The organism is Mesorhizobium sp. BH1-1-5 (genome assembly GCF_020165615.1).
GTDB lineage: Bacteria > Pseudomonadota > Alphaproteobacteria > Rhizobiales > Rhizobiaceae > Mesorhizobium.
Genome location: NZ_JAIUIM010000008.1, coordinates 1 through 20,373, shown reverse-complemented (window position 1 = coordinate 20,373; position 20,373 = coordinate 1). Strand labels below are relative to the sequence as shown.

Here is a 20,373-nt window from a genome sequence, read left to right as displayed (position 1 = left end):
TTACTTCAACAAACGGCCCTCGATCGACCAGCGCGCCGCCAGGAAATTCAGCACGGCGGCCACCACGACGCCGATGATCTTTGCCGGCCACACGCCGATGGTCCCGGCCAGGACGGCGATTGAAAGACTGGAAACGCCAAGCGAAATCAGCGCGCCCAGCGAGACGAAGCGCAGGAAGGAGCGGTGCAGCCGGATATCCGGGTCCCGTTCGAACGACCAGAAGCCATTCGCCACGAAGGAGAAGAGAACCGCTGCGAACCACGCGCCGATATTGGCGACCAAAGCCGGTACCGCGAGCTTGAGCAGCAGGAAAAAAGCGGCGAGGTCGATGCCGGTATTGACCAGCCCTACCAGGGCGAAACGGACGATCTTGTTGCCGGTCGAACGCTGCGGCTGGCCGGCGCTGCTCATGCACGGCCGTCCATGACGCGGGCTCCGGCCTTGTCGAGGCTGGCGCCGAAATCGCCGGAGGCCAGGAAGCCGAATTCGACTTCGCGCACGCCCTGCATCGGGTCGCGCCCGCGCAAAATGTCATCGACGTGGCCCGGATGGCACATGAACACGGCTTGTTCGGGCAAAGTATCGACTGCGGCGCGCAGCGTTGGGGCGAATTTCTCCGGCTGGCGCCAGTCATAGATCCCGGAAAGCGGCGTCATCACGCTGAAACCGGCCCGTTGCATCGACCTGTTGAAACCGGCGGCCAGAGCGGCGATCACCGCGATCTTGGCATCCAGGCCGGCGAGCCCGGGCGCGCCTCGTAGCGCCGGCTTGTGCGCGCTTCGCTCAAAACGGGCGAGCAACCAACGGCGTGCCGCTGGAAGAAAATGCACATGCTGGTGTCCGTCGATATAGTCAGGCGGGCCGCCCAGCGCTTCGACGAAGCGGCTGTATTGCGCGTCGAGCTCGGCATGGACGTCCTGCTCGTCGATACGCCCGCGCCGCATCGGCAGGGCAAGCGAGGCGAGCCCGGGCAACTTGCCTTCCGGCGCCAGGCTGGACGCACCGGTCACGGCGATCTGGTCGGTGAGGGTCAGGTGCAGCCCGATAGCGGCCTGTTGGCGGAACGGCCTGATGCGCGCCGCCGCCTCGTCCCATTCGGGAAAACCGGTCATGCATCCGGTTCCGGTCAGGCGGCCACGCTCGATGAGGTCGAGGATCGCGCTCGATACCCCCGGCGCCAGGCCGTAATCGTCGGCGATCAGTCGGATCGACCTGGTCATTTGTCGTGCGCGACCTGCTCTGCGGCATTGCCGTGCAGCACGTCGCGCACGATGTAGACGGGCCGGTCCTTGCTTTCGCTGAGCGTGACCCAGACATACTCGCCGATCAGGCCGAGCAGCGCCAGGTTGAGGCCGCCCAAAAGCACGACGGCGACCATGATGCTGGGGTAGCCGGGCACGGCGATGCCGTAAAACAGCACCTCGAAGAGCACCTTCACGCCATAGGCCAGACCGGCAAACGCCGCCAGCAATCCGATGAGGCTGATGACGCGCAGCGGGATCACGGAAAACGAAGTGAACCCTTCCAGCGAGAATGCGATCAGGTTGAACCTGGTCCATTTCGACGTGCCGCCGGCGCGGTTTTCCGGCGAGTACAGCACCGCCTTCTGGCGGAAGCCGGCCCAGGCGAACAGGCCCTTGTTGAAACGCCGCTTGTCCCGCACGCTGGTCAAGGCACGCGCCACCGCGCCGCGCATGACGCGGAAGTCTCCGGCATTCTCGGGAATATCGAAACGCTGGCTGCTGTTGATCAGCCGGTAGAACAGCCGCGCCAGCTGGCTGCGCCGCCAGCTTCCCTCGCGCCGGTCGTTCTGCGCGTAGACGACATCGATCTCCCGATTCTCGACCAGTTCGCCGATCATTTTCAGACTGATGTCCATGGAATGCTGGAGATCGGAGTCCATGATCAGGACCATGTCGCCGCGGGAATGGTCGAGGCCGGCGAGGACCGCCGCTTCCTTGCCGAAATTGCGGCTGAGCCGCACGATCTCCCAGGAGCCGGAGAGCGCGGCCGCGAACGTCTCGGCGCTGCCGTCGCGGCTGCCGTCGTCGACGAGTATCTTGCGGACCGTCATGCCGAAACGCTCCGCCACGGCCACTTCCAGCCTGTCGAGCAGCCCGACGAAGGCGATCGCGGATTCGGTCTCGTTGAAGAACGGCGCGATGATGTCGAGCATCTCAGCCATGCGCGACGGCTCCGGCGGCAGGCACCTTCCGTCTGTCTTGCGTCCAGAACCAGCCGATGAGCATCGAGGCAATTATGCTGATGCTGATCGGTCGGAACCACAGGTGGAAAAGATCGTGCAGTCGCAGATCGACACTGGTCAGTCCGGTGACGAAGAGGAGCATTGCCAAAAACCAGCACATGGTCCCGGCTCCCTTCTCCCGCCACAAAAGGGCGATGGAGAGACCGGCAGGCACCGCGACCATGGCATAGGTGTTCTGCTCGACCCGCGGATTGAAGACGCACATGTAGAATGCCGCGGCGAGGAAGATAGCCAGCCCGCTGATGTTGGAGTCCAGCCTGCGGTCGAACTGGAGCACCAGCCAAAGTGTGAGCAGACCAGCGACGACGCGCACGATCGTCGCCACGGATTCAGGGATCGGCATCCCGAACCGCGTGAAAGGCGCCGTGAAGTCGGCCGGAACAAAGGGGCCGGTTGGGTCGACGGTCATCGACGTCAGCAGCAGGAAGAAATCATGGTACTGCGCGTTGATGTAGTCGGTCGGCGCAAAGCCATAAGGGATGGCCAAAGCGACAACGACCGCCAGCACCAGCGCCGGTATCAGCCTGGGACGCAGCGCCCCCGCCAGAAGCAGCATGATGATCGCGGTCGGCTTGGCGATGATCGCAAGCGTGGCCCAGAAGAAGCTTTCGGCCCGGCGCCCCTCGAGTGTCGACAGCGCCAGCAACCAGCACGCCCCGGCGAGCAAGATCGTTGCCTGACCGTTGCGAAGCGCTGCCAGCGCCACCGGCAGGGCAAGGAAAAGACCGAAGGACAGCAGCCATGTCTGCTCCTGGCCGCCGAGCCTGCGCACCTGACGCATCGCGGCAAAGGTCAGCACCGAAAAGCCGAGCATGTGCCACAAAATATTGCCCAGATGCGGCCCGAGCTTCAGCAGGGGAACATAGAGGACGGCGAAGGCGGGAGCGTACAGATAGCCCATGGCGACTTCGACCTGGTACAGCGGTTGGCGGTCCAGGAAAGCTTCGCTGCCATGTCTATAGATATGGACCACCGAACGCGCATTGGGCGACCACAGCGCCAGGCCAAGCACAATCACAAACGCCCCGACCCAAAGCCAAAACCCCAAACGGTCGAAAACCGGCTTGGTTACCGTCATAGCACACCCCGCGCTCCGACCAGGGCGGCTTTCCCATCGCCACCCGGCCTTCACCGCCGGCGAGATATCACAACGAAATGAAATAGAACATCCAAGCGTGACTGTTACCGGCGCGACGCAAAGGACGTTGGAACAACGACATTTTTCCGCCACCCTCTCATCGATCACGGCTTTGTGTTCGAAGGCATCGCCTCCGATCCCACCGGCCGCGATCGGCGCCCGGATTGCTTCACGGCTTGATGAACACCTTTCCATTGGGCTTGGCGAGCTCGGCCGGCAATCGCGCCATCGCCTCGCCCAGCGGCACGACCGCCGTGACGTCGGTCGACCAGCGTCCGTCGGAAAAGCGCTTCTGCGCCTCCAGCACCGCCGGACCCAGCCTGTCGCGGAACTGCCGCATCCATTCCGCCAGCCAGAAACCTTCGACGCGCTTGTGCTGGAAGATCAACTGGCCAGGCTCGCGGATCACCGTCGGCTCGGCGTCGAGCCTTCCATAGACGATCCAGCGGGCGTGTTTCGGCATGGCGTTGAAGATCGTCGAGGCCAGCGGCCCGGTGACCGCGTCGAGGAAGATGCGCGGTTGCTCGGCCTTCATCACCTCGCGCAACGTCGCCTCGAAATCCGCCGCCTTCTCGTTGAGCACATGGGCGGCGCCGAGCTCCTTCAAAGGCGGGATCTGCTCGTCGCGGCGCACGGTGACGATCGGCCGGAATCCCGCCTCCTTCGCCAGCCCGATGATCAGCTTGCAGAGCTGGCTGGCGCCCGCGGTCATGACGAAGGCTTTTTCGCCCTCTTGCTTGACGATGTCGAACATAGCCAAGGCGGTCAGAGGATTGACGATCATCGCGGCGCCGTCCTCGTCGCGCACCGTGTCGATGAGCGGGATGCAGGACGCGGCCTCGGCAACCGCATAATCCGCCCATGCGCCCCAGTTCGACACGCCGGTGGCGAAGCCAACGCGCTTTCCCGCCAGGCTCCGGGCATAGGCGTCGTCGCCAGTGGCGCCGCCAACGCCGACGCCTTCGAAGCCGGCCGGACGGCCCTTGACCCGCGGCTGGCCGTACTGGCCCTTGATGAAGGCGATGTCGGACGGGTTGATCGAGGCGAGGCTGACCTTGATCAGCGCCTGTGTCGGCCCCGGCTCCGGCACCGCGATGCTGCCGGGCCGGAGGTAAGGCTCCATCGCCTCCAGCGCGGCCGCCGAAGGCGTCCTGGTGTAACCGTGGCCGACGAGCAGCAAGCCCCGCATTTCGGATGGAAGCGCCATGGCTGTCAGACCTTCTCCTGCGTGTATTTCCTCAGTTCCGTGCGCGCCACCTGGCGCCGGTGCACGGCGTCCGGCCCGTCGGCTAGCCGCAAAGTCCTCAGATGCGTCCAGGAGCGGGCGAGCGGCGTGTCCTGGCTGATGCCTTGCGCGCCGAACATCTGCACCGCCTCGTCGGTGACCTTCAGCGCGATGCGGGGCGCCACCACCTTGATCTGGCTGATCCAGGGGGCGGCGGCGCGCGGGTCGCCCTGGTCGATCATCCACGCAGCCTTGAGGCAGAGCAGCCGCGCCATCTCGATCTCCATGCGGCATTCGGCGATGATGTCGAAATTGGCGCCGAGCTTTGCCAGCGACTGGCCGAAGGCCTCGCGCCGCACCGAGCGCTGGCACAGCATCTCCAGCGCCATCTCGGCCTGGCCGATGGCGCGCATGCAGTGATGGATGCGGCCAGGCCCCAGCCGCCCCTGCGCGATCTCGAAACCCCTGCCCTCGCCGAGGATCAGGTTCGCCGCCGGCACCCGCACATTCTCGAATCTCAGATGCATATGGCCGTGCGGCGCGTCGTCGTCGCCATAGACCTGCATGGGCCGCAGCCTGGTGATGCCCTTGCTGTCGGAGGGCACCAGGATCATCGAATGCCGGCGATGCTGCGGCGCCTCGTCCGATCCGGTCCTCACCATGACGATATAGATGGCGCAGCGCGGATCGCCGGCGCCCGACGCCCACCATTTCTCGCCGTTCAGCACATAATCGCCGCCTTGCCGCTCGCAGCGCATCGAAATATTCGTGGCGTCCGAGGAGGCGACGTCCGGCTCGGTCATCAGATAGGCCGAGCGGATCTTTCCCTCGAGCAGCGGTTCCAGCCAGTCCCGCTTGTGCGCTTCCGAGCCGTAACGCTCCAGCACCTCCATATTGCCGGTGTCGGGCGCCGAGCAGTTGAAGGTCTCGGCGCCGAGATGGGTCTTGCCCATCTCCTCCGCCAGATAGGCGTATTCGACGGTGGAAAGGCCGTAGCCGCGCTTGGAATCGGTCAGCCAGAAGTTCCACAAGCCGCGCTCCCGCGCCGTCTTCTTCAAGCCTTCCAGGATTTCCGTCTGCCTGGCCGTGTAGGACCAGCGGTCGCCCCCCTTGCCGACTTCGGCGAGAAATTCTTCGCCAAGCGGCGCGATCTCGTCGCGCACCATCGCCGCCACACCCTGGTGGATCGGCTTCAGCCGCTCGGTCATGCCGAGATTCATGTCCGCCATCGCTTCCAGCCTTTCCGAAGATAAATCTTTACCCGTGGCAAGGATGACCGTACTTCGGCTAGCCTTGTCAACGCGAGTCCCTCGCCGTTTGGCAGAGGTGTGCGGAGGAATCCAATGAGCTATCTGGACAAGCTGTTCTCGGTCGCCGGCAAGACCGCGCTGGTGACGGGCGCGGCGACCGGCATCGGCCGCATGGTGGCGACCGGTTTGGTCCGCGCCGGCGCCCATGTGATGATCGCCTCGCGCAAGGGCGAGGACTGCATCAAGGTCGCCAACGAATTGAACGCGCTCGGCGGCTCCGGCCATGCCGACGGCTTTGCCGGCGACGTTTCCAGCGAAGCAGGCATCGCGGCGCTCGTCGCCGAGGCCAAGGCGCGCACGCAGCGCCTGCATATCCTGGTCAACAATGCCGGCATTTCCTGGGGCGCGCCGCTTCAGGATTTCCCCTACCACGCCTGGGCCAAGGTGTTCGGCGTCAACGTCACCGCCGTCTTCCACCTGACGCGGGAGCTTTTGCCGTTGCTCGACGCCGCCGCGAGCGACCAGGATCCTGCCCGCGTCATCAATCTCGGCTCGGTGATGGGCACCCAGCCGCTGGCCGACGACGCCTATTCCTACGCGGCCTCGAAAGCGGCGGTGCATCATTTGACGCGCACGCTGGCGATCGAGTTCGCCGCCCGCCGCATCACTGTCAACGCCTTTGCGCCGGGTCCTTTCCAGAGCCGCATGACGGCCTTCGCCACCGCGACCGAGGAGCAGTCGAAACATGTTGGTAACCATGTTCCGCTCGGCCGCATCGGCGTGGCGGATGACATTGCCGGCGCAACGCTTTATTTGTGCAGCCGTGCCGGGAGCTATGTAACCGGCGCCATCCTGCCCATCGACGGCGGCCAGTCGGTGCAGCATGGAATGACGTTATTCAAGGAATAAGACGCCCGATTCAGGGAATCCGGGCGGGGTTCAAGGAATAAGGCGTCCGGTTCTGGGAATCGTAATCCGGGCGGGGGTGCGGAGGACATCAGCGTGGAACCGATCAGTCTCGATACGCTTCTGGCAAGCGTCGGCAAGGAGGTCGGCGTCTCGCCCTGGCGAACGGTGACACAGCGCATGATCGACCAGTTCGCCGATGCGACCGACGACCACCAGTTCATCCATTGCGATCCGGAGCGCGCCCAGCGCGAGACGCCGTTCGGCGGCACCATCGCGCATGGTTTCCTGTCGCTGTCGCTTTTGTCGGCCATGACCTTCGAGACCATGCCGCCGCTGGAAAATGGCAAGATGGGCGTCAACCATGGTTTCGATACGCTGCGCTTCCTGGCGCCGGTGAAGACCGGCTCGCGCATCCGCACCCATTTCGTGCTTGCCGACGTCAAGGTCAGGCCCTCTGGCTGGGTGCAGACGGCGCATGACGTGACCATCGAGATCGAGGGTTCGAAGAAGCCGGCGCTGACGGCCCGCTGGCTGACTTTGACGCTGATCGAACGCCAGCCCGAGAACGCATGAGCGGCGAGGCCGGTGCCATCGACCAAGCGGCGCTTGCGCCCTATCTCGAAGCGCGTATTCCGGGCTTCGCCGGCCTTGCCGGTATTGAAAAATTCAAGTCTGGGCAGTCCAATCCGACCTACCTTTTGACAGCCGCCAGCGGCCGCTATGTGCTTCGCGCCAAGCCGCCGGGACAATTGCTGAAATCCGCGCATCAGGTCGACCGGGAATTCCGGGTCATGCGGGCGCTTGCCGGCACCGCAGTGCCGGTGCCGCGCATGCTGCATCTGTCGGGTGAAGAATCGCCGATCGGCCGCATGTTCTATGTCATGGAATATCTCGACGGCCGCATCTTCTGGGATCCGTCGCTGCCGGACGTTTCCGGCAATGAGGAGCGCGCCGCGATCTACGACGCGATGAACGCGACGCTTGCCGCCCTGCACGATGTCGATGTCGACGCCGTCGGCCTTGGCGACTTCGGCAAGCCCGGCAGCTATTTCGAGCGCCAGCTCGCGCGCTGGACCGGCCAGTACCGCGCCTCCGAAACCGAAACCATAACCGATATCGACGGGCTGATTGCGTGGCTCGAAACGCATATTCCGGCCGATGATGGCCGCGTTTCGCTTGTCCATGGCGACTACCGGGTGGACAATATGATGTTCGCCCCGGGCGCGCCGAAAGTCATCGCTGTGCTCGACTGGGAACTGTCGACGCTCGGCCACCCCTTCGCCGACCTCGCCTATCAATGCATGCAATGGCGTCTGCCGCATGCCTCGGGCTTTCGCGGTCTGGGCGGTGTCGACCGCGCCGCTGCCGGCCTGCCTTCCGAGGAAGCCTATGTCGCCGCTTACTGCCGCAGGCGCGGCATCGAGGCGATCGACAACTGGCCCTTTTTCCTGGCCTTTGCCTTTTTCCGGCTGGCGGCGATCTGCCAGGGCGTCTATCGCCGCGCGCTGGACGGCAATGCTTCCAATCCGGAAAAGGCGAAGACCTACGGCCAGGCGGTGAAGCTGATCGCGATACGCGCTGCGGAGCTGATCGGCAGGAAGAACTGAAGAAAGGAAAGCTGAGCCATGGGCCGTTTCGATGGGATGACGGTGCTGATCACCGGCGCGACCGGTGGTCTCGGCAGCGGCGCGGCAAAGGCCTTCGCCGCCGAAGGCGCGCGGCTGGTGCTCTCCGATCTCGACGAGGCTGCGCTCGGCGGTTTCGCCGCAACGCTGGACGCAGAGACAGTCCACCTTGCCGGCAACATTGCCGACGAAAAGCTCTCGGAGGATCTGGTGCAACTGGCCGTCGAGAAATTCGGCCGGCTCGACATCGCCGTCAACAATGCCGGCATCGTGCATAGCTTCGTGCGCCTGCCGCAGGTAAGCTCTGAAGAGGCGCGCCGCGTGGTGGAAGTCGACCTGCTCGGCGTCTTCTACGCCATGAAGCACCAGATCCCGCGCATGGAGCGGCAATTCAAGGAAAGCGGCAAGGGCGGCATCATCGTCAACATCGCCTCGGTCGCCGGCCTCTCCGGCGCGCCGAAGCTCTCGGTCTATGCCGCCGCCAAGCATGGCGTGGTTGGACTGACGCGCTCGGCGGCCGTGGAATATGCCAGCAAGGGGATACGCATCAACGCGGTCTGCCCGGCCCACACCCGCACGGCGATGGTCGATGGCTTCGTGCGTCACACAGGAGCGCCCGAAGCCGAAGCGCTTGCCGAGCTCACCCGCGGCGTGCCGATGAAGCGTGTCGGCGAGGTCGACGAGATCACGACCGGCATCCTGTTCCTCGCCGACCCCGCCAATTCGTTCATGACCGGCCATGCGCTGGCGCTCGACGGCGGCATTGGCGCGATCTGAGCATGCCGGGAGCGGCTTGCACCCGCAATCGCGTTAACCGAAGAGTTTGAGCGGACGTTGCGGAACCGGAACGCTCTCTTGTCCGTTTCCGTACAGCGTATATAATTTCGTCAGGCAACCAACGACAAAAAGGCAGCGGACATTGACGCTGAGCGTTCAGAAACGCCGCGAAAAACAGAAGGCAGAGCTTCGCTCAGAACTGGTCGCGGCGGCTCACAAGCTGGTGCAGGAAGAGGGCTACGAGGGCCTCACCATCCGCAAGCTGGCCAAGCGGGTCGGCTACGCGCCGATGTCGGTTTATTCCTATTTCGCCGACAAGCAGGACATCCTCTTCGCGCTGGCCGAAGACGCCTTCGAGACGCTCGCGCGGCGCATCGAGGAGCATCCCGCCGACGACCCGGTCGAGGCGCTCAAGGCGGTGATGACCGAATATGCCGCCTTCGGGCTTGGCAATCCCAATGAGTACCGCACCGTCTTCATGACCGAGAAAACGCGGCTGCCGGAAGGCCGCAGCTATGAGGACATGGAAGAGAGCAATCCGGCCATGAAGGTGCTGATCAGCAGGGTCGAGGCCTGCGTCGCCGCCGGCAGGCTCAAGGGCGATCCGCGCGCCATCGCGACCATGCTATGGACGGTCGGCCACGGCACGATTTCGCTGCTGATCACCTTTCCCTTCTATCCTTTCGGCGACCCCGAGGCTTACGTGAAGCGCATGTGCAACTTCGTGATGGCCTCGCTGTCCGAGCAGGACATCCCGCCGCTCACCGAAACCCCGGTCGACTGCTGATCCCCTGGAGCAATTCCAGGAAAAGTGTGAGCGGTTTTCCGTCCGGAATTCCGTGAAACAACGGCTAGAGCGGTTCGCCGTTCTCGCGCCACCGTCGGCTTGATTCGCGGCGGCGCGTTCCTACGTTCAAAAAAATTTGTCGTACACGTACAGATTTTCTCTTGAATTCCGTTTCCGGTGGCCGTATTTGTACGTTGAGTCGTACATGTACGAAAAGAGATGACTGGAGACGGAAAATGAAGAAGACCATCCTCACCCTCGCCGCCGTGCTGGCTTTCTCGGGCGCCGCTTTTGCCGGCACGAACCAGCCGGTCAAGCATGCCCCGGCCGCCTGCGCCCAGACCAACGCCAATGTGGTTCTTGATTGCACCGCGACCGGCTCGGTCGAGAAGGCGGACGCCTCCAAGACCCAGACCAAGAGCCCACGCCTCGGCATCGACGTCAGCCCGTGGTTCGTGCCCGGCCTGTAACAGCTATCGGCACAATCAACGAAAACGGGCGGCACTTGGCCGCCCTTTTTCGTTCCAGCTTTGTCGCCTTGAGGCCTGCCCAAAACCTATTTCTTGCGCTGTTTCGTTCCCGCCACGGTCTTGGCCTTGCCCGGTTTCGCCGGCGAGCCGGGGATGGCGCTGCTGGTGATCGACACCGGATCGCTGGCCGGAAACGTGTCCTCGAGGCCTTCCTCGAGTTCCTCTTCCTCGACCTCGCGATGCCTTTCGTGCTCCAGCGAACGGACTGCCGCTGTCTTCTTGGGCGACTTCGGCGCGGTTCTGGACGGCATCGGCAATCTCCCTCGCAAGCTGCGGAAACGGACAGGGCCGGCGATGGTTCCTGGCGCGCGGCTTTGCGACGGCGCAGTGTGGAGATCAGTTCGCCGCGTCGCTCGCCGCTTCCGACAGCAGAGTAAAGACATAGTCCGAGAAGGAACGCCAGCATTCCACCCGGAACGCATCGGCCGCGCTGCGCAACAGCACGATCTCGGATTTGCCGAGAATGGTGCGCGAGGCCGCTCCGACCGGGAAAGCCTCGAGCGACAGGTCCTGCGGACAGCCCGAATTGACCGTCACGGCGGCCGCGGGTCCGGCAACCGAAATCCCGACATTGCGATGCGAGATGCCGACCGCCGAATGCAGCACGGTCACCTTGGCGCAGTCGGCGAGCGGATCGTTGCCGGCCTCGTCGATGATCAGCCATTCGTCCGGTCCGAGCCACAGCGCCGTGCGCCCGTCCTTTGTCGCCGAAGTCTTCGGCTTGACCGGCAGTGTCACGCCGAGCGCCTTGGAAAGCGCGGCGAGCGAAGCCTGCGGCGCGCGCAGCGAGATGCGCTCCGCCGGCGGCAGCATCTCCACCTTCACGCCCGGCGCCGTAACCGTGCGGCCGGCGAGTGCCGGCCGGCGCTCGACGGAAGGCGCGGCGGCAGCGGCTTTTGTCTTGGCGGCGGCCTTAGCCATTGAGGCGTTCTCCCTTCTCGTCGACGAACACCATGCCGGTGACCTCCACCTCGATCGTGCCGTTCGGCATCGGCACATAGAGCGTCTCACCCATGCGGTCGCGGCCGCCGGCGACCAGCGCCAGCGCGATCGAGCGTCCGCAATTTTCCGACCAGTAGCTTGAGGTGACGTGGCCGATCATCTTCATCGGGATCGGCTGCTTGGGATCGGCGACGATCTGCGCACCCTCTTCCAGCACCACCTTCGGGTCCTTGGTCTTCAGGCCGACGAGCTGCTTGCGGCCCTTGGCAACCAGATCCGAGCGGGTCAGGCCACGAATGCCGACGAAATCGGTCTTCTTCTTGCCGACCGCCCAGTCGAGCCCGGCATCGTTCGGCGTCACCGTGCCGTCCGTGTCCTGGCCGACGATGATGTAGCCCTTTTCGGCGCGCAGCACGTGCATCGCCTCGGTTCCGTAGGCAGTCGCGCCATGCTTCTGGCCTTCGGCCCACAGCGCTTCCCAGACCGCCTCGCCGTAATCGGCCGGCACGTTGACTTCAAAACCACGCTCGCCGGTGAAGGACATGCGAAACAGCCTTGTCGGCACACCGCAGATCCTGCCTTCGCGCACCGACATATGCGGCATTCCCTCGTCCGACATGTCGATGCCTTCGACCAGCGGCGCGATGATGTCGCGCGACTTGGGCCCCTGCACGGCGATCACCGCCCATTGCTCGGTGATCGAGGTCAGCCACACATTGAGATGCGGGAACTCGGTCTGGAGGTAGTCCTCCATGTGGTTCATGACGCGCGGCGCGCCACCGGTCGTCGTCGTCACGTGGAAGCGATCCGGCGCAAGCCTGCCGACGACACCGTCGTCATAGATGAAGCCGTCCTCGCGCAGCATGATGCCATAGCGGCAGCGGCCGGCTTCCAGCTTCTCCCACGGGTTGGTGTAGAGCAGCTCCATGAACTTCGCCGCGTCCGGCCCGACCACCTCGATCTTGCCGAGCGTCGAGGCGTCGAACAGGCCGCCGACCTTGCGCACCGTCACGCATTCGCGGTCGACCGCCTTGTGCATGTCCTCGCCGGCTTTCGGGAAATACCAGGCGCGCTTCCAGTGGCCGACATCCTCGAACACAGCACCTTGCGACGCCGCCCAGCCATGCGTCGCCGTGCGGCGGGTCGGGTCGAACAGCGCGCCGCGTGCATGGCCGACGATCGAGCCGAAGGTCACCGGCGTGTAGGGCGCGCGGAAGGTAGTGAGGCCGACCTGCGGGATCGGCTTGCCGAGTTCCTCGGCGGCGATCGCCAGGCCGTGCATGTTCGACGTCTTGCCCTGGTCGGTCGCCATGCCGTTGGTGGTGAAGCGCTTGACGTGCTCGATCGAGTGCATGCCTTCATGCACCGCCTGGCGGATATCCTTGGCGGTGACGTCGTTCTGGAAGTCGACGAAGGCCTTGACCGTGGTGCCCGGCCCGGCGCCGGGGCCTGCGCCCAGCATGCCGCGCGACCAGCTCTCGCTGGCGTCGACCTTCGGCTTGGCGCCCTTGCCAACTTTGCCGCCGGCCTCCTTCGCCGCCTTGGCGCCGGCCGCGTAAGCCTCGTCGATCGTCGCGTCGAGCCCATCGGTGCCGTTGCATGCGCCGACCGAGACGCAGTCCTGCGCATAGGTGCCAGGCACGAAGCGCCTGGTCTCGTCGTTGAAGGCGACCTTGCCGCGCGACTGCGAGAACAGATGCACCGACGGCGTCCAGCCCGCCGACATCAGGATTGCGTCGACCGGGATGGTCCGCTCACCGCCACCGTTCTTCGGCTGCACGGTCATGGACGACACGCGCAATTTGCCGCCGGCGCTGACCACGGCGCGACCGAAATTGATCTCGATGCCGAGCGCCCGCGCCTCGTCGATCACCGGTCCCGACGGATTGTCGCGCAGGTCGACGATGGCCGCGACATTGACGCCCGCCTTCTTGAGGTCGATCGCGGCGGCATAGGCGGAATCATTCGCCGTATAGACGCCGACATTCCTGCCGACCGCCACGCCATAGTGGTTGAGATAGGTGCGCGCCGCCGAAGCCAGCATGACGCCCGGACGGTCGTTGTTGGCGAACACCATGTGGCGCTCGATGGCGCCGGTGGCGATGACCACGCGATTGGCGCGGACCTGCCAAAGGCGATCGCGCGCCAGCTCGCGACCAGGGTTTTTAATGTGGTCGCTGACCCGCTCGACCAGGCCGACGAAGTTCTGCGCGTAATAGCCGAAGGCTGTCGCGCGCGACAGCACGCGCACATTGCCCATCGCCTTGAGCCTGGCGATCGCGCCTTGAGCCCATGCGTAGCCGTCCTGGCCATCGATCTTCGCGCCGCTCTCGAAGCGCAGGCTACCGCCGAACTCGGCCTGCTCGTCGGCGAGGATCACCCGCACGCCCGTTTCGGCCGCTGCGAGCGCCGCGGCAATGCCGGCGGCGCCGCCGCCCAGCACCAGCACCTCGCAATGCGCGTAGCGGGAGGCATAATGGTCCGGATCCGGTTTCTCGGGCGAAACGCCGAGGCCTGCGGCAGCGCGGATCTTCGGCTCGTAGAGATCCTTCCAGGCCCATTTCGGCCACATGAAGGTCTTGTAGTAGAAGCCGGCCGAAAACAGCGGCGAGGCGATGTCGTTGACCGCGCCGACGTCGAAGGCGAGCGACGGCCAGCGGTTCTGCGAATTGGCCGTCAAGCCGTCATAGAGCTCCTGCACGGTCGCGCGCACATTCGGCGTCTTGCGCGCGTCGTCGCGCACGACCTGCACCAGCGCGTTGGGCTCTTCCGCGCCTGCCGACAGGAAGCCGCGCGGCCGGTGATATTTGAACGAGCGGCCGACCAGATGCACGCCATTGGCGAGCAGCGCCGAGGCGAGCGTGTCGCCCTCGATGCCGCTGTAGGACTTGTCGTCGAAGCTGAACGAGGCGGTCTTCGCCTGGCTGAGGCGACCGGCGCCGGAAATGCGGAATGCGGCGCTCATTTCGCGGCTCCAGGCAATTTCGCGGGCTTCGGCTCGCCGACCTTGTAGGTCATGATGAACTTGTCGGTGACGGTGTCGCGCACCGCGTTGAAGAAGCGCGCGCAGCCGTGGATGTGCCGCCAGCGCTCATAGATGACGCCCTTCGGGTTGGCGCGGATGAAGAAGAATTTCTCGAAATCGTCGTCGCTCTCGCCGGCAATGTTGGTGGAGCGGGCGATATGCGCCTCGCCGGCATTGCGGAACTCGAGTTCCGGGCGCTCTTCCTCGCAATAGGGGCAGCGGATGAGAAGCATCTGGGTGATCCTAAAACTTGCCGTGACCGACGCGCGCGCCGGCCGGGTGAAAGCAAAGCGGCTGAGCCATCATCAATGCGCCACCGCCGCCGCCGCGGCCTCGTCGATGAGACGGCCGGTGCGGAAGCGCTCCAGCGTGAAGGGCGCGTTGATCGGATGCGGCTCGTCCCTGGCGATGGTGTGGGCAAAGACATTGCCCGAACCGGGGGTCGCCTTGAAGCCGCCCGTGCCCCAGCCGCAATTGACGTAGAGGCCCTTGACCGGCGTCTTGGCCAGGATCGGCGAGCGGTCGGGCGTCACGTCGACGATGCCGCCCCAGGAGCGCAGCATCTTCATGCGGGTGAAGATCGGGAACATCTCGCAGATGGCGTCGAGCGTGTGCTGCAATATGTGCAGGCCGCCGGTCTGCGAATAGGAGATATACTGGTCGGTGCCGGCGCCGATGACGAGCTCGCCCTTGTCGGACTGCGAGATATAGGCGTGCACCGTGTTCGACATCACCACGCAGGGCACGACCGGCTTGATCGGCTCCGACACCAGCGCCTGCAGCGGATAGCTTTCGAGCGGCATGCGCACGCCGGCCATGTCCATGATGACCGATGAATGGCCGGCCGCGACCACACCGACCTTCTTGGCGCCGATGAAGCCTCGCGTCGTCTCGACGCCGCTGACCGCGCCATTGGCCGCGCGCTTGATGCCGGTGACCTCGCAGTTCTGGATGATGTGCACGCCGCGCGCCGAAGCGCCGCGCGCATAGCCCCAGGCGACCGCATCGTGGCGCGCCGTGCCGCCGCGCCGCTGCAACGCCGCGCCCATCACCGGATAGCGCGCTTCCCTGGAGATATTGAGCGGCGGACAGAATTCCTTCGCCTGCTCCGGCGTCAGCCATTCATTGTCGATGCCGTTGAGGCGGTTGGCATGGATATGGCGCTTGAAGACCTGGACGTCATGCACGTTGTGCGCCAGCATCATGACGCCGCGCGCCGAATACATGACGTTATAGTTGAGCTCCTGGCTAAGCCCGTCCCACAGCTTCAGCGCATGGTCGTAGATGCCGGCGCTTTCGTCATAGAGGTAGTTGGAGCGGATGATGGTGGTGTTGCGGCCGGTGTTGCCGCCGCCGAGCCAGCCTTTTTCCAGCACCGCGATGTTGGTGATGCCGTGCTCGCTCGCCAGATAATAGGCCGTCGCCAGGCCATGCCCGCCGGCGCCGACGATGATGACGTCGTATTCCTTCTTCGGCTCGGGCGAGGTCCACTGCTCTTCCCAGCCCTTGTGGCCGCGCATCGCCTCGCGGGCAATGGCGAATACGGAGTATTTCTTCACGTTAAGCCTCGCGCCAAAAATCGCGGATGTCGTCCGGGCCTCTCCCGTCACGCGAGGTTTATCACTAGCGAAACGGCGATGTCATCCTTGCGCTGTTTGCGACGGCGCTTGCCGTTTTGCGCCGTGGTCAAAACGACTGCTGTTTTGAGCTCCGTCCGTCGATGTTTCGGCCGACGCACGCTTTAAGATAGACGGCCCGATCGCATAGGTCGGCCGCAAATAACCCTGGCGGCAGTCGGCGGCGATTTTGCGAACTTCCGCATCGTCTGACTGCTCCACCATGGCCACGAAGCGCTCGACGATCACTTCGCGCGGCCTGATGGCCACGGCCGCCGCAAAGCGTCGTAACACCGCATCCGGATGGTCGAGCAACCGTGGCAGGTCCTTGGAACTCGGCATCAAATAGTGACCATAGCTATCGACCAGCGCCTTGAAAGCCGATTCCGGGCGCAGTGCGGCGGCATTTTCCACCGCAAGCCTTAGCTGCCAGCGCTGCGCAAGGCGGATGAACTGGACAACCCTCCAGCGAACGCCGGCATGTTCGTCATCGAGCCGCAGCATGAGGCGGCCGAGAATAGCCCCATCCGCAGGTGTCGTGCATCCCAGAAGCGCCTCGATTGCGTCGAACCGGATGCCCGAAACTGCGTTGTCGAGCAGATCGGCGATCTCCGCGACCACGCAATTCATCTTGTAGCTTAGCCTGGGGCTTTCGGAGACCAAATAAACGGCAGCGGCCTGCGTAAAGAGGTTGGCGGACGTTAGCAGCGGCCTGAGGTTTTCAAGCGGAAAGCCTTTGTGAAATTCCGATTGAAGGGCGAACGTCAACTCGCTGTCGCCCTCGAAGCCGGGCTCCAGCAACTTGCTCACTATGTCTTGGGGGGTCATAGGTATGGGTGGCGCGTCCACCCGCAAAATTTCAATAATTGTTTGGGTAGCCTGCCTGTCGTGGCGCGTCAACAGCACAAGATAATTTGCGAGCCCTCCTGCTTGCGCTAGGTCAAAGAACGCATCCCGGCTGGTTGATAGGAGCGCTTTCGATCGCTATCGCTGACGTCCGTCAACTTCGGAGGCAGGAAGAGGCAGGAACTTGAGCAGCACCTGGTGGAATCTGACCTTGCGCTTTCTGCTAGAACTTGCGGCACTGCTCGGGCTCGGCATGGCAGGCTGGAGCCTGTCCGAAGGGTGGTGGCGCTGGCTCTTCGCCTTGGCCTTGCCACTTATTGCAGCCGCGCTGTGGGGAATCTTCGCGGTTCCTGACGACCCAAGCCGCTCAGGCCGCGCGCCGGTTCCGGTGCCAGGCGCGGTGCGGCTGGTGTTGGAACTCGTCGTACTGTTCGGCGGTGCCGCTGGATTTTATCTGGCCGGCCACGCGGCCATCGGCATCGCCATGGCTCTGCTGATTGCCCTCAGCTACGCCTTCTCGCTGGACCGGCTGGCTTGGCTGTTGCGGCAGTAGGGCAATAGGGCCGTTGCCGGTTTCGGGTGGCCGCGGCAATCCGCATCTGCGACCAAGCATCCATCCGCCGCAAGTCGGCACGAAGGAAGGATGCTGAGACATGTTTACCCTGACAAACAAGGTCGCGATCGTCACCGGCGCAAGCTCCGGCATCGGCCGCGCCACCGCCAAACTGTTTGCCGGGCAGGGCGCAAGCCTGGTCGTCGCGGCCCGGCGTCAGGCCGAGCTCGACGCGCTCGTCGGCGAGATCGAGGATGCCGGCGGTACGGCGGCCGCGCTTGCGGGCGATGTCAGGGACGAAGCTCATGCCCAGGCGTTGGTGGAACTCGCTATGGCCCGCTTCGGCGGCCTCGACATCGCCTTCAACAATGCCGGCGCCGTCGGCGCGATGGGACAGGTGCCCGACATGGCACCGGCGACCTGGCATGAGACGATGGACACCAACCTGACCAGCGCCTATCTCGCCGCGAGACATCAGATACCGGCGATGCTGGAGCGCGGCGGCGGCTCGCTTGTCTTCACCTCGAGCTTCGTTGGCTACACCGCCGGCATGCCGGGCATGGCGGCCTATGCCGCGGCCAAGGCCGGTCTGATCGGGCTGACGCAGGTGCTCGCCGCCGAATACGGGCCCAAGGGTCTGCGCGTCAACGCGCTGCTGCCCGGCGGCACCGACACACCCGGTGCGACCACGACCACGCCCGAGGCGCGCGCTTTCGTCGAAGGCATTCACGCGCTGAAGCGCATGGCTCAGCCGGAAGAGATCGCCCGCTCGGCGCTTTATCTCGCCTCGGATGCATCGAGCTTCACCACCGGCACGGCCCTGTTTGCCGATGGCGGCGTATCGATCAACCGGACGTGATCCGGCTAGCGGACAGCGGACGTGCTCATCGCCGAAAATCTCGCTATGCGGCCTTGCATTCCGGTCCGATTTGACGATTTGGTTTCCCGTCGAAAATCGGACCGGAACGATGCTGCTGATCAGAACCTACGTCGCCCAGAGCGCCATCGAAGGCGTCGGCGTCTTCGCCGCCGAGCCGATCCGCAAAGGCGCTTCGATCTGGCGCCTCGATCCGGATTTCGACCGGCTGATCCCGATGGAAAAATATGAAGCCGCATCCCCGCATCTCAAGGAACTGCTCGACCGCTACGCCTATCCGAGCCCGGACAAGCCCGGCTTCATGGTCTATGAGGTCGACAATGGCCGCTTCATGAACCATTCCGAGCGGCCGAACACGGATTTCTCGCAATATGGCGGCGCCACCGCCACCCGCGACATCGCCGCCGGCGAGGAAATCACCTGCGACTATGGCGAGTTTTTCGAGGACTTTGCGCGCCTCCATCTGGCGACCGCGTAAGCCAGGCCAAGGTCCAGGCGCAGCGCTCGGGTTTTTGATCGCTGTTTCCCGCAATCAGAGGTGGACATCCCAGCCTGATTCTGCTATCAGCCGCCACAATTCGCGGTGCAATTCGCCGCGGAGGCATCTCAGCTATGGCTGTTTGCCTAACGATTTCAAACCCGAAGACAGGATTGCCCGTGCAGGTACTCGTCCGCGACAACAACGTTGATCAGGCGCTTCGCGCGCTGAAGAAGAAGATGCAGCGCGAAGGTATTTTCCGCGAAATGAAGATGCGCGGTCACTACGAGAAGCCGTCCGAGAAGCGTGCCCGCGAGAAGGCTGAAGCCGTGCGCCGCGCCCGCAAGCTGGCTCGCAAGCGCGCACAGCGCGAAGGCCTGCTGCCGATGACCCCGCGCCCGGCTCCGGCTGGTGCTGCCGGCGCATCGCGCTCGCCGCGGTCATAACGCCTATTTTTCGTCCTTTTCGAAGGATACCGAAGGTGGCGCGATGCGAAATCGCCGCCACCTTTTTGTTTATAGATTCGAGCCGGTTCGGAGAGGGAACGGACTGACGGCGTTGCGGCAGTGAGGACAAAGATGAACGCAATTACCGTAGAGCGCGGAACCGCCTTTCGCGGCTTCGCCCTGACGGCGGCCCTGCTTTCGGGTCTGGTGCTTGCAGCATGCCAGACGTCCCCGACAGGTGAGTTCAACTCGATCGACAAGGCACAGGGGTCGAGCGAGAACATCTCCTCGCTTTCGGCGGTCATCCAGCGCAATCCGCAGGACCCCGAAGGCTACAATGTGCGCGGCTCGGCCTATGGCCGCGGCGGCCAATACCAGGCTGCGCTCAAGGACTTCAATCAGGCCATCCAGCTCAACCCGAACTTCTTCCAGGCCTATTCGAACCGCGCGCTGATCCAGCGCTTCCTCGGAAACCAGGATGCCGCTTTAGCCGACTACAACCGCTCGATCCAGATCAACGCCAATTATGACGCCGCCTATATCGGCCGCGGCAATCTCTATCGCAAGGCGGGCCGCACCCAGGATGCCTTCAACGACTTCCAGAAGGCGATCCAGCTCGACACCACCGATGCCCGCGCCTACCACAATCGCGGCCTGATCTATCAGAGCCAGGGCCAGCACAAATTCGCCATCGAGGATTTCTCGACCGCGATCTCGCTGGCGCCGGACGCCGCCGAGCCTTACAACGGCCGCGGCCTCTCCTATCTGGCGACAGGCGACGAGGACAACGCCTTCAGCGACTTCAACATGGCCATCAAGCTCGACGGCAAGAACGCCGAGGCGTGGGGCAACCAGGCGCTGATCTACGAAAAGCGCGGCGACAAGGTAAGGGCGGCCAAGTCCTACCGCGAGGCTATCCATCTCGACCCGAACTACCAGCCGGCCAAGGACGGCCTGTCGCGCACCGGCGGCAACGCCAGCTGATCGGAAGCTGGCGCCGCAAGGGTATCTTGCAAGACGCTTAGGCGTCGTCCCGATCGGACGGGTCCGCCCGCGAGCGCCCGGTTGGGCCCCGGGCACCCC

At 64.3% G+C, this 20,373-nt stretch carries 23 protein-coding genes; 11 read left to right on the top strand and 12 right to left on the bottom strand.

The window, feature by feature from the left end; genetic code table 11:
* From LB572_RS12660 to LB572_RS12635, 6 genes are all read right to left on the bottom strand, one after another.
* Positions 1-411, bottom strand: a complete 411-nt coding sequence (locus LB572_RS12660) for a GtrA family protein (protein ID WP_224667934.1) — start codon at positions 409-411, stop codon at positions 1-3.
* Positions 408-1,220 (bottom strand): ChbG/HpnK family deacetylase, encoded by an 813-nt coding sequence (locus LB572_RS12655; RefSeq protein WP_224667933.1) that lies wholly within the window; start codon positions 1,218-1,220, stop codon positions 408-410. The genes LB572_RS12660 and LB572_RS12655 overlap by 4 nt, the downstream gene beginning before the upstream one ends.
* Positions 1,217-2,185, bottom strand: a complete 969-nt coding sequence (locus tag LB572_RS12650) for a glycosyltransferase family 2 protein (RefSeq protein WP_224667932.1) — start codon at positions 2,183-2,185, stop codon at positions 1,217-1,219. The genes LB572_RS12655 and LB572_RS12650 overlap by 4 nt, the downstream gene beginning before the upstream one ends.
* Complete coding sequence (locus tag LB572_RS12645; RefSeq protein WP_224667931.1) at positions 2,178-3,512, bottom strand: glycosyltransferase 87 family protein; 1,335 nt, start codon at positions 3,510-3,512, stop codon at positions 2,178-2,180. The genes LB572_RS12650 and LB572_RS12645 overlap by 8 nt, the downstream gene beginning before the upstream one ends.
* A 61-nt stretch (positions 3,513-3,573) precedes the next feature.
* A complete protein-coding gene (locus LB572_RS12640) occupies positions 3,574-4,611 on the bottom strand; it encodes a zinc-binding dehydrogenase (RefSeq protein ID WP_224667930.1) in 1,038 nt (345 codons plus the stop codon).
* A 5-nt stretch (positions 4,612-4,616) separates the two neighbouring features.
* Complete coding sequence (locus LB572_RS12635) at positions 4,617-5,858, bottom strand: acyl-CoA dehydrogenase family protein (RefSeq protein WP_224667929.1); 1,242 nt, start codon at positions 5,856-5,858, stop codon at positions 4,617-4,619.
* 114 nt (positions 5,859-5,972) lie between these two features.
* On the opposite strand from LB572_RS12635, the gene LB572_RS12630 reads away from it, so the two are divergent.
* The 6 genes from LB572_RS12630 to LB572_RS12605 all read left to right on the top strand — a co-directional run bounded on the left by LB572_RS12630 (position 5,973) and on the right by LB572_RS12605 (position 10,447).
* Entirely contained in the window at positions 5,973-6,788 is an 816-nt protein-coding gene (locus LB572_RS12630) for an SDR family oxidoreductase (protein ID WP_140806057.1), read from the top strand.
* A 93-nt stretch (positions 6,789-6,881) separates the two neighbouring features.
* Positions 6,882-7,361 carry a MaoC family dehydratase gene (locus LB572_RS12625; protein ID WP_140806055.1) on the top strand — a complete coding sequence of 160 codons (480 nt, stop codon included), beginning with the start codon at positions 6,882-6,884 and terminating at the stop codon, positions 7,359-7,361.
* Positions 7,358-8,395: a phosphotransferase family protein gene (locus LB572_RS12620; protein WP_224667928.1), complete on the top strand. Its 1,038-nt coding sequence runs from the start codon at positions 7,358-7,360 to the stop codon at positions 8,393-8,395. The genes LB572_RS12625 and LB572_RS12620 overlap by 4 nt, the downstream gene beginning before the upstream one ends.
* Positions 8,396-8,413: 18 nt before the next feature.
* Positions 8,414-9,190 carry an SDR family NAD(P)-dependent oxidoreductase gene (locus tag LB572_RS12615; protein ID WP_224667927.1) on the top strand — a complete coding sequence of 259 codons (777 nt, stop codon included), beginning with the start codon at positions 8,414-8,416 and terminating at the stop codon, positions 9,188-9,190.
* Positions 9,191-9,332: 142 nt separating this feature from the next.
* Complete coding sequence (locus LB572_RS12610; RefSeq protein ID WP_224667926.1) at positions 9,333-9,977, top strand: TetR/AcrR family transcriptional regulator; 645 nt, start codon at positions 9,333-9,335, stop codon at positions 9,975-9,977.
* A gap of 236 nt (positions 9,978-10,213) precedes the next feature.
* The gene (locus LB572_RS12605; RefSeq protein WP_140827253.1) at positions 10,214-10,447 is read left to right on the top strand and encodes a DUF680 domain-containing protein; all 234 of its coding nucleotides are present in this window, start codon (positions 10,214-10,216) and stop codon (positions 10,445-10,447) included.
* An 86-nt stretch (positions 10,448-10,533) separates the two neighbouring features.
* On the opposite strand, the gene LB572_RS12600 is transcribed toward LB572_RS12605, so the two are convergent.
* The 6 genes from LB572_RS12600 to LB572_RS12575 all read right to left on the bottom strand — a co-directional run bounded on the left by LB572_RS12600 (position 10,534) and on the right by LB572_RS12575 (position 16,900).
* Positions 10,534-10,758, bottom strand: coding sequence for a hypothetical protein (locus LB572_RS12600; protein WP_140806045.1), 225 nt, complete (start codon positions 10,756-10,758; stop codon positions 10,534-10,536).
* An 85-nt stretch (positions 10,759-10,843) separates the two neighbouring features.
* Entirely contained in the window at positions 10,844-11,428 is a 585-nt protein-coding gene (locus LB572_RS12595) for a sarcosine oxidase subunit gamma (protein ID WP_224667925.1), read from the bottom strand.
* Complete coding sequence (locus LB572_RS12590; RefSeq protein WP_224667924.1) at positions 11,421-14,414, bottom strand: sarcosine oxidase subunit alpha; 2,994 nt, start codon at positions 14,412-14,414, stop codon at positions 11,421-11,423. Before LB572_RS12590 ends, LB572_RS12595 begins: the two co-directional genes overlap by 8 nt.
* The gene (locus tag LB572_RS12585) at positions 14,411-14,707 is read right to left on the bottom strand and encodes a sarcosine oxidase subunit delta (protein ID WP_224667923.1); all 297 of its coding nucleotides are present in this window, start codon (positions 14,705-14,707) and stop codon (positions 14,411-14,413) included. The genes LB572_RS12590 and LB572_RS12585 overlap by 4 nt, the downstream gene beginning before the upstream one ends.
* 72 nt (positions 14,708-14,779) lie before the next feature.
* Positions 14,780-16,033 carry a sarcosine oxidase subunit beta gene (locus tag LB572_RS12580; protein WP_224667922.1) on the bottom strand — a complete coding sequence of 418 codons (1,254 nt, stop codon included), beginning with the start codon at positions 16,031-16,033 and terminating at the stop codon, positions 14,780-14,782.
* Positions 16,034-16,114: 81 nt separating this feature from the next.
* Positions 16,115-16,900 carry a hypothetical protein gene (locus LB572_RS12575; RefSeq protein WP_224667921.1) on the bottom strand — a complete coding sequence of 262 codons (786 nt, stop codon included), beginning with the start codon at positions 16,898-16,900 and terminating at the stop codon, positions 16,115-16,117.
* A gap of 220 nt (positions 16,901-17,120) precedes the next feature.
* Here LB572_RS12575 and LB572_RS12570 point away from each other — a divergent pair, with 220 nt between their 5' ends.
* The 5 genes from LB572_RS12570 to LB572_RS12550 all read left to right on the top strand — a co-directional run bounded on the left by LB572_RS12570 (position 17,121) and on the right by LB572_RS12550 (position 20,274).
* A complete protein-coding gene (locus tag LB572_RS12570; protein ID WP_224667920.1) occupies positions 17,121-17,489 on the top strand; it encodes a DUF2568 domain-containing protein in 369 nt (122 codons plus the stop codon).
* 100 nt (positions 17,490-17,589) lie between these two features.
* Positions 17,590-18,348 carry an SDR family oxidoreductase gene (locus LB572_RS12565; protein WP_224667919.1) on the top strand — a complete coding sequence of 253 codons (759 nt, stop codon included), beginning with the start codon at positions 17,590-17,592 and terminating at the stop codon, positions 18,346-18,348.
* Positions 18,349-18,457: 109 nt separating this feature from the next.
* Complete coding sequence (locus tag LB572_RS12560; protein WP_140808287.1) at positions 18,458-18,844, top strand: SET domain-containing protein; 387 nt, start codon at positions 18,458-18,460, stop codon at positions 18,842-18,844.
* Between the two features lie 179 nt (positions 18,845-19,023).
* Entirely contained in the window at positions 19,024-19,290 is a 267-nt protein-coding gene (gene rpsU, locus LB572_RS12555) for a 30S ribosomal protein S21 (RefSeq protein ID WP_027165252.1), read from the top strand.
* 132 nt (positions 19,291-19,422) lie between these two features.
* The gene (locus LB572_RS12550; RefSeq protein WP_224667918.1) at positions 19,423-20,274 is read left to right on the top strand and encodes a tetratricopeptide repeat protein; all 852 of its coding nucleotides are present in this window, start codon (positions 19,423-19,425) and stop codon (positions 20,272-20,274) included.
* The last annotated feature ends 99 nt before the right edge of the window (positions 20,275-20,373 follow it).

Excerpts from the sequence above, each read along its gene's own strand:
- LB572_RS12660 (WP_224667934.1), bottom strand. The coding sequence starts at position 411 with ATGAGCAGCGCCGGCCAGCCGCAGCGTTCGACCGGCAACAAGATCGTC.
- LB572_RS12655 (WP_224667933.1), bottom strand. The coding sequence starts at position 1,220 with ATGACCAGGTCGATCCGACTGATCGCCGACGATTACGGCCTGGCGCCG.
- LB572_RS12650 (WP_224667932.1), bottom strand. The coding sequence starts at position 2,185 with ATGGCTGAGATGCTCGACATCATCGCGCCGTTCTTCAACGAGACCGAA.
- LB572_RS12640 (WP_224667930.1), bottom strand. The coding sequence starts at position 4,611 with ATGGCGCTTCCATCCGAAATGCGGGGCTTGCTGCTCGTCGGCCACGGT.
- LB572_RS12635 (WP_224667929.1), bottom strand. The coding sequence starts at position 5,858 with ATGGCGGACATGAATCTCGGCATGACCGAGCGGCTGAAGCCGATCCAC.
- LB572_RS12630 (WP_140806057.1), top strand. The coding sequence starts at position 5,973 with ATGAGCTATCTGGACAAGCTGTTCTCGGTCGCCGGCAAGACCGCGCTG.
- LB572_RS12620 (WP_224667928.1), top strand. The coding sequence starts at position 7,358 with ATGAGCGGCGAGGCCGGTGCCATCGACCAAGCGGCGCTTGCGCCCTAT.
- LB572_RS12615 (WP_224667927.1), top strand. The coding sequence starts at position 8,414 with ATGGGCCGTTTCGATGGGATGACGGTGCTGATCACCGGCGCGACCGGT.
- LB572_RS12605 (WP_140827253.1), top strand. The coding sequence starts at position 10,214 with ATGAAGAAGACCATCCTCACCCTCGCCGCCGTGCTGGCTTTCTCGGGC.
- LB572_RS12600 (WP_140806045.1), bottom strand. The coding sequence starts at position 10,758 with ATGCCGTCCAGAACCGCGCCGAAGTCGCCCAAGAAGACAGCGGCAGTC.
- LB572_RS12595 (WP_224667925.1), bottom strand. The coding sequence starts at position 11,428 with ATGGCTAAGGCCGCCGCCAAGACAAAAGCCGCTGCCGCCGCGCCTTCC.
- LB572_RS12590 (WP_224667924.1), bottom strand. The coding sequence starts at position 14,414 with ATGAGCGCCGCATTCCGCATTTCCGGCGCCGGTCGCCTCAGCCAGGCG.
- LB572_RS12585 (WP_224667923.1), bottom strand. The coding sequence starts at position 14,707 with ATGCTTCTCATCCGCTGCCCCTATTGCGAGGAAGAGCGCCCGGAACTC.
- LB572_RS12565 (WP_224667919.1), top strand. The coding sequence starts at position 17,590 with ATGTTTACCCTGACAAACAAGGTCGCGATCGTCACCGGCGCAAGCTCC.
- LB572_RS12560 (WP_140808287.1), top strand. The coding sequence starts at position 18,458 with ATGCTGCTGATCAGAACCTACGTCGCCCAGAGCGCCATCGAAGGCGTC.
- LB572_RS12550 (WP_224667918.1), top strand. The coding sequence starts at position 19,423 with ATGAACGCAATTACCGTAGAGCGCGGAACCGCCTTTCGCGGCTTCGCC.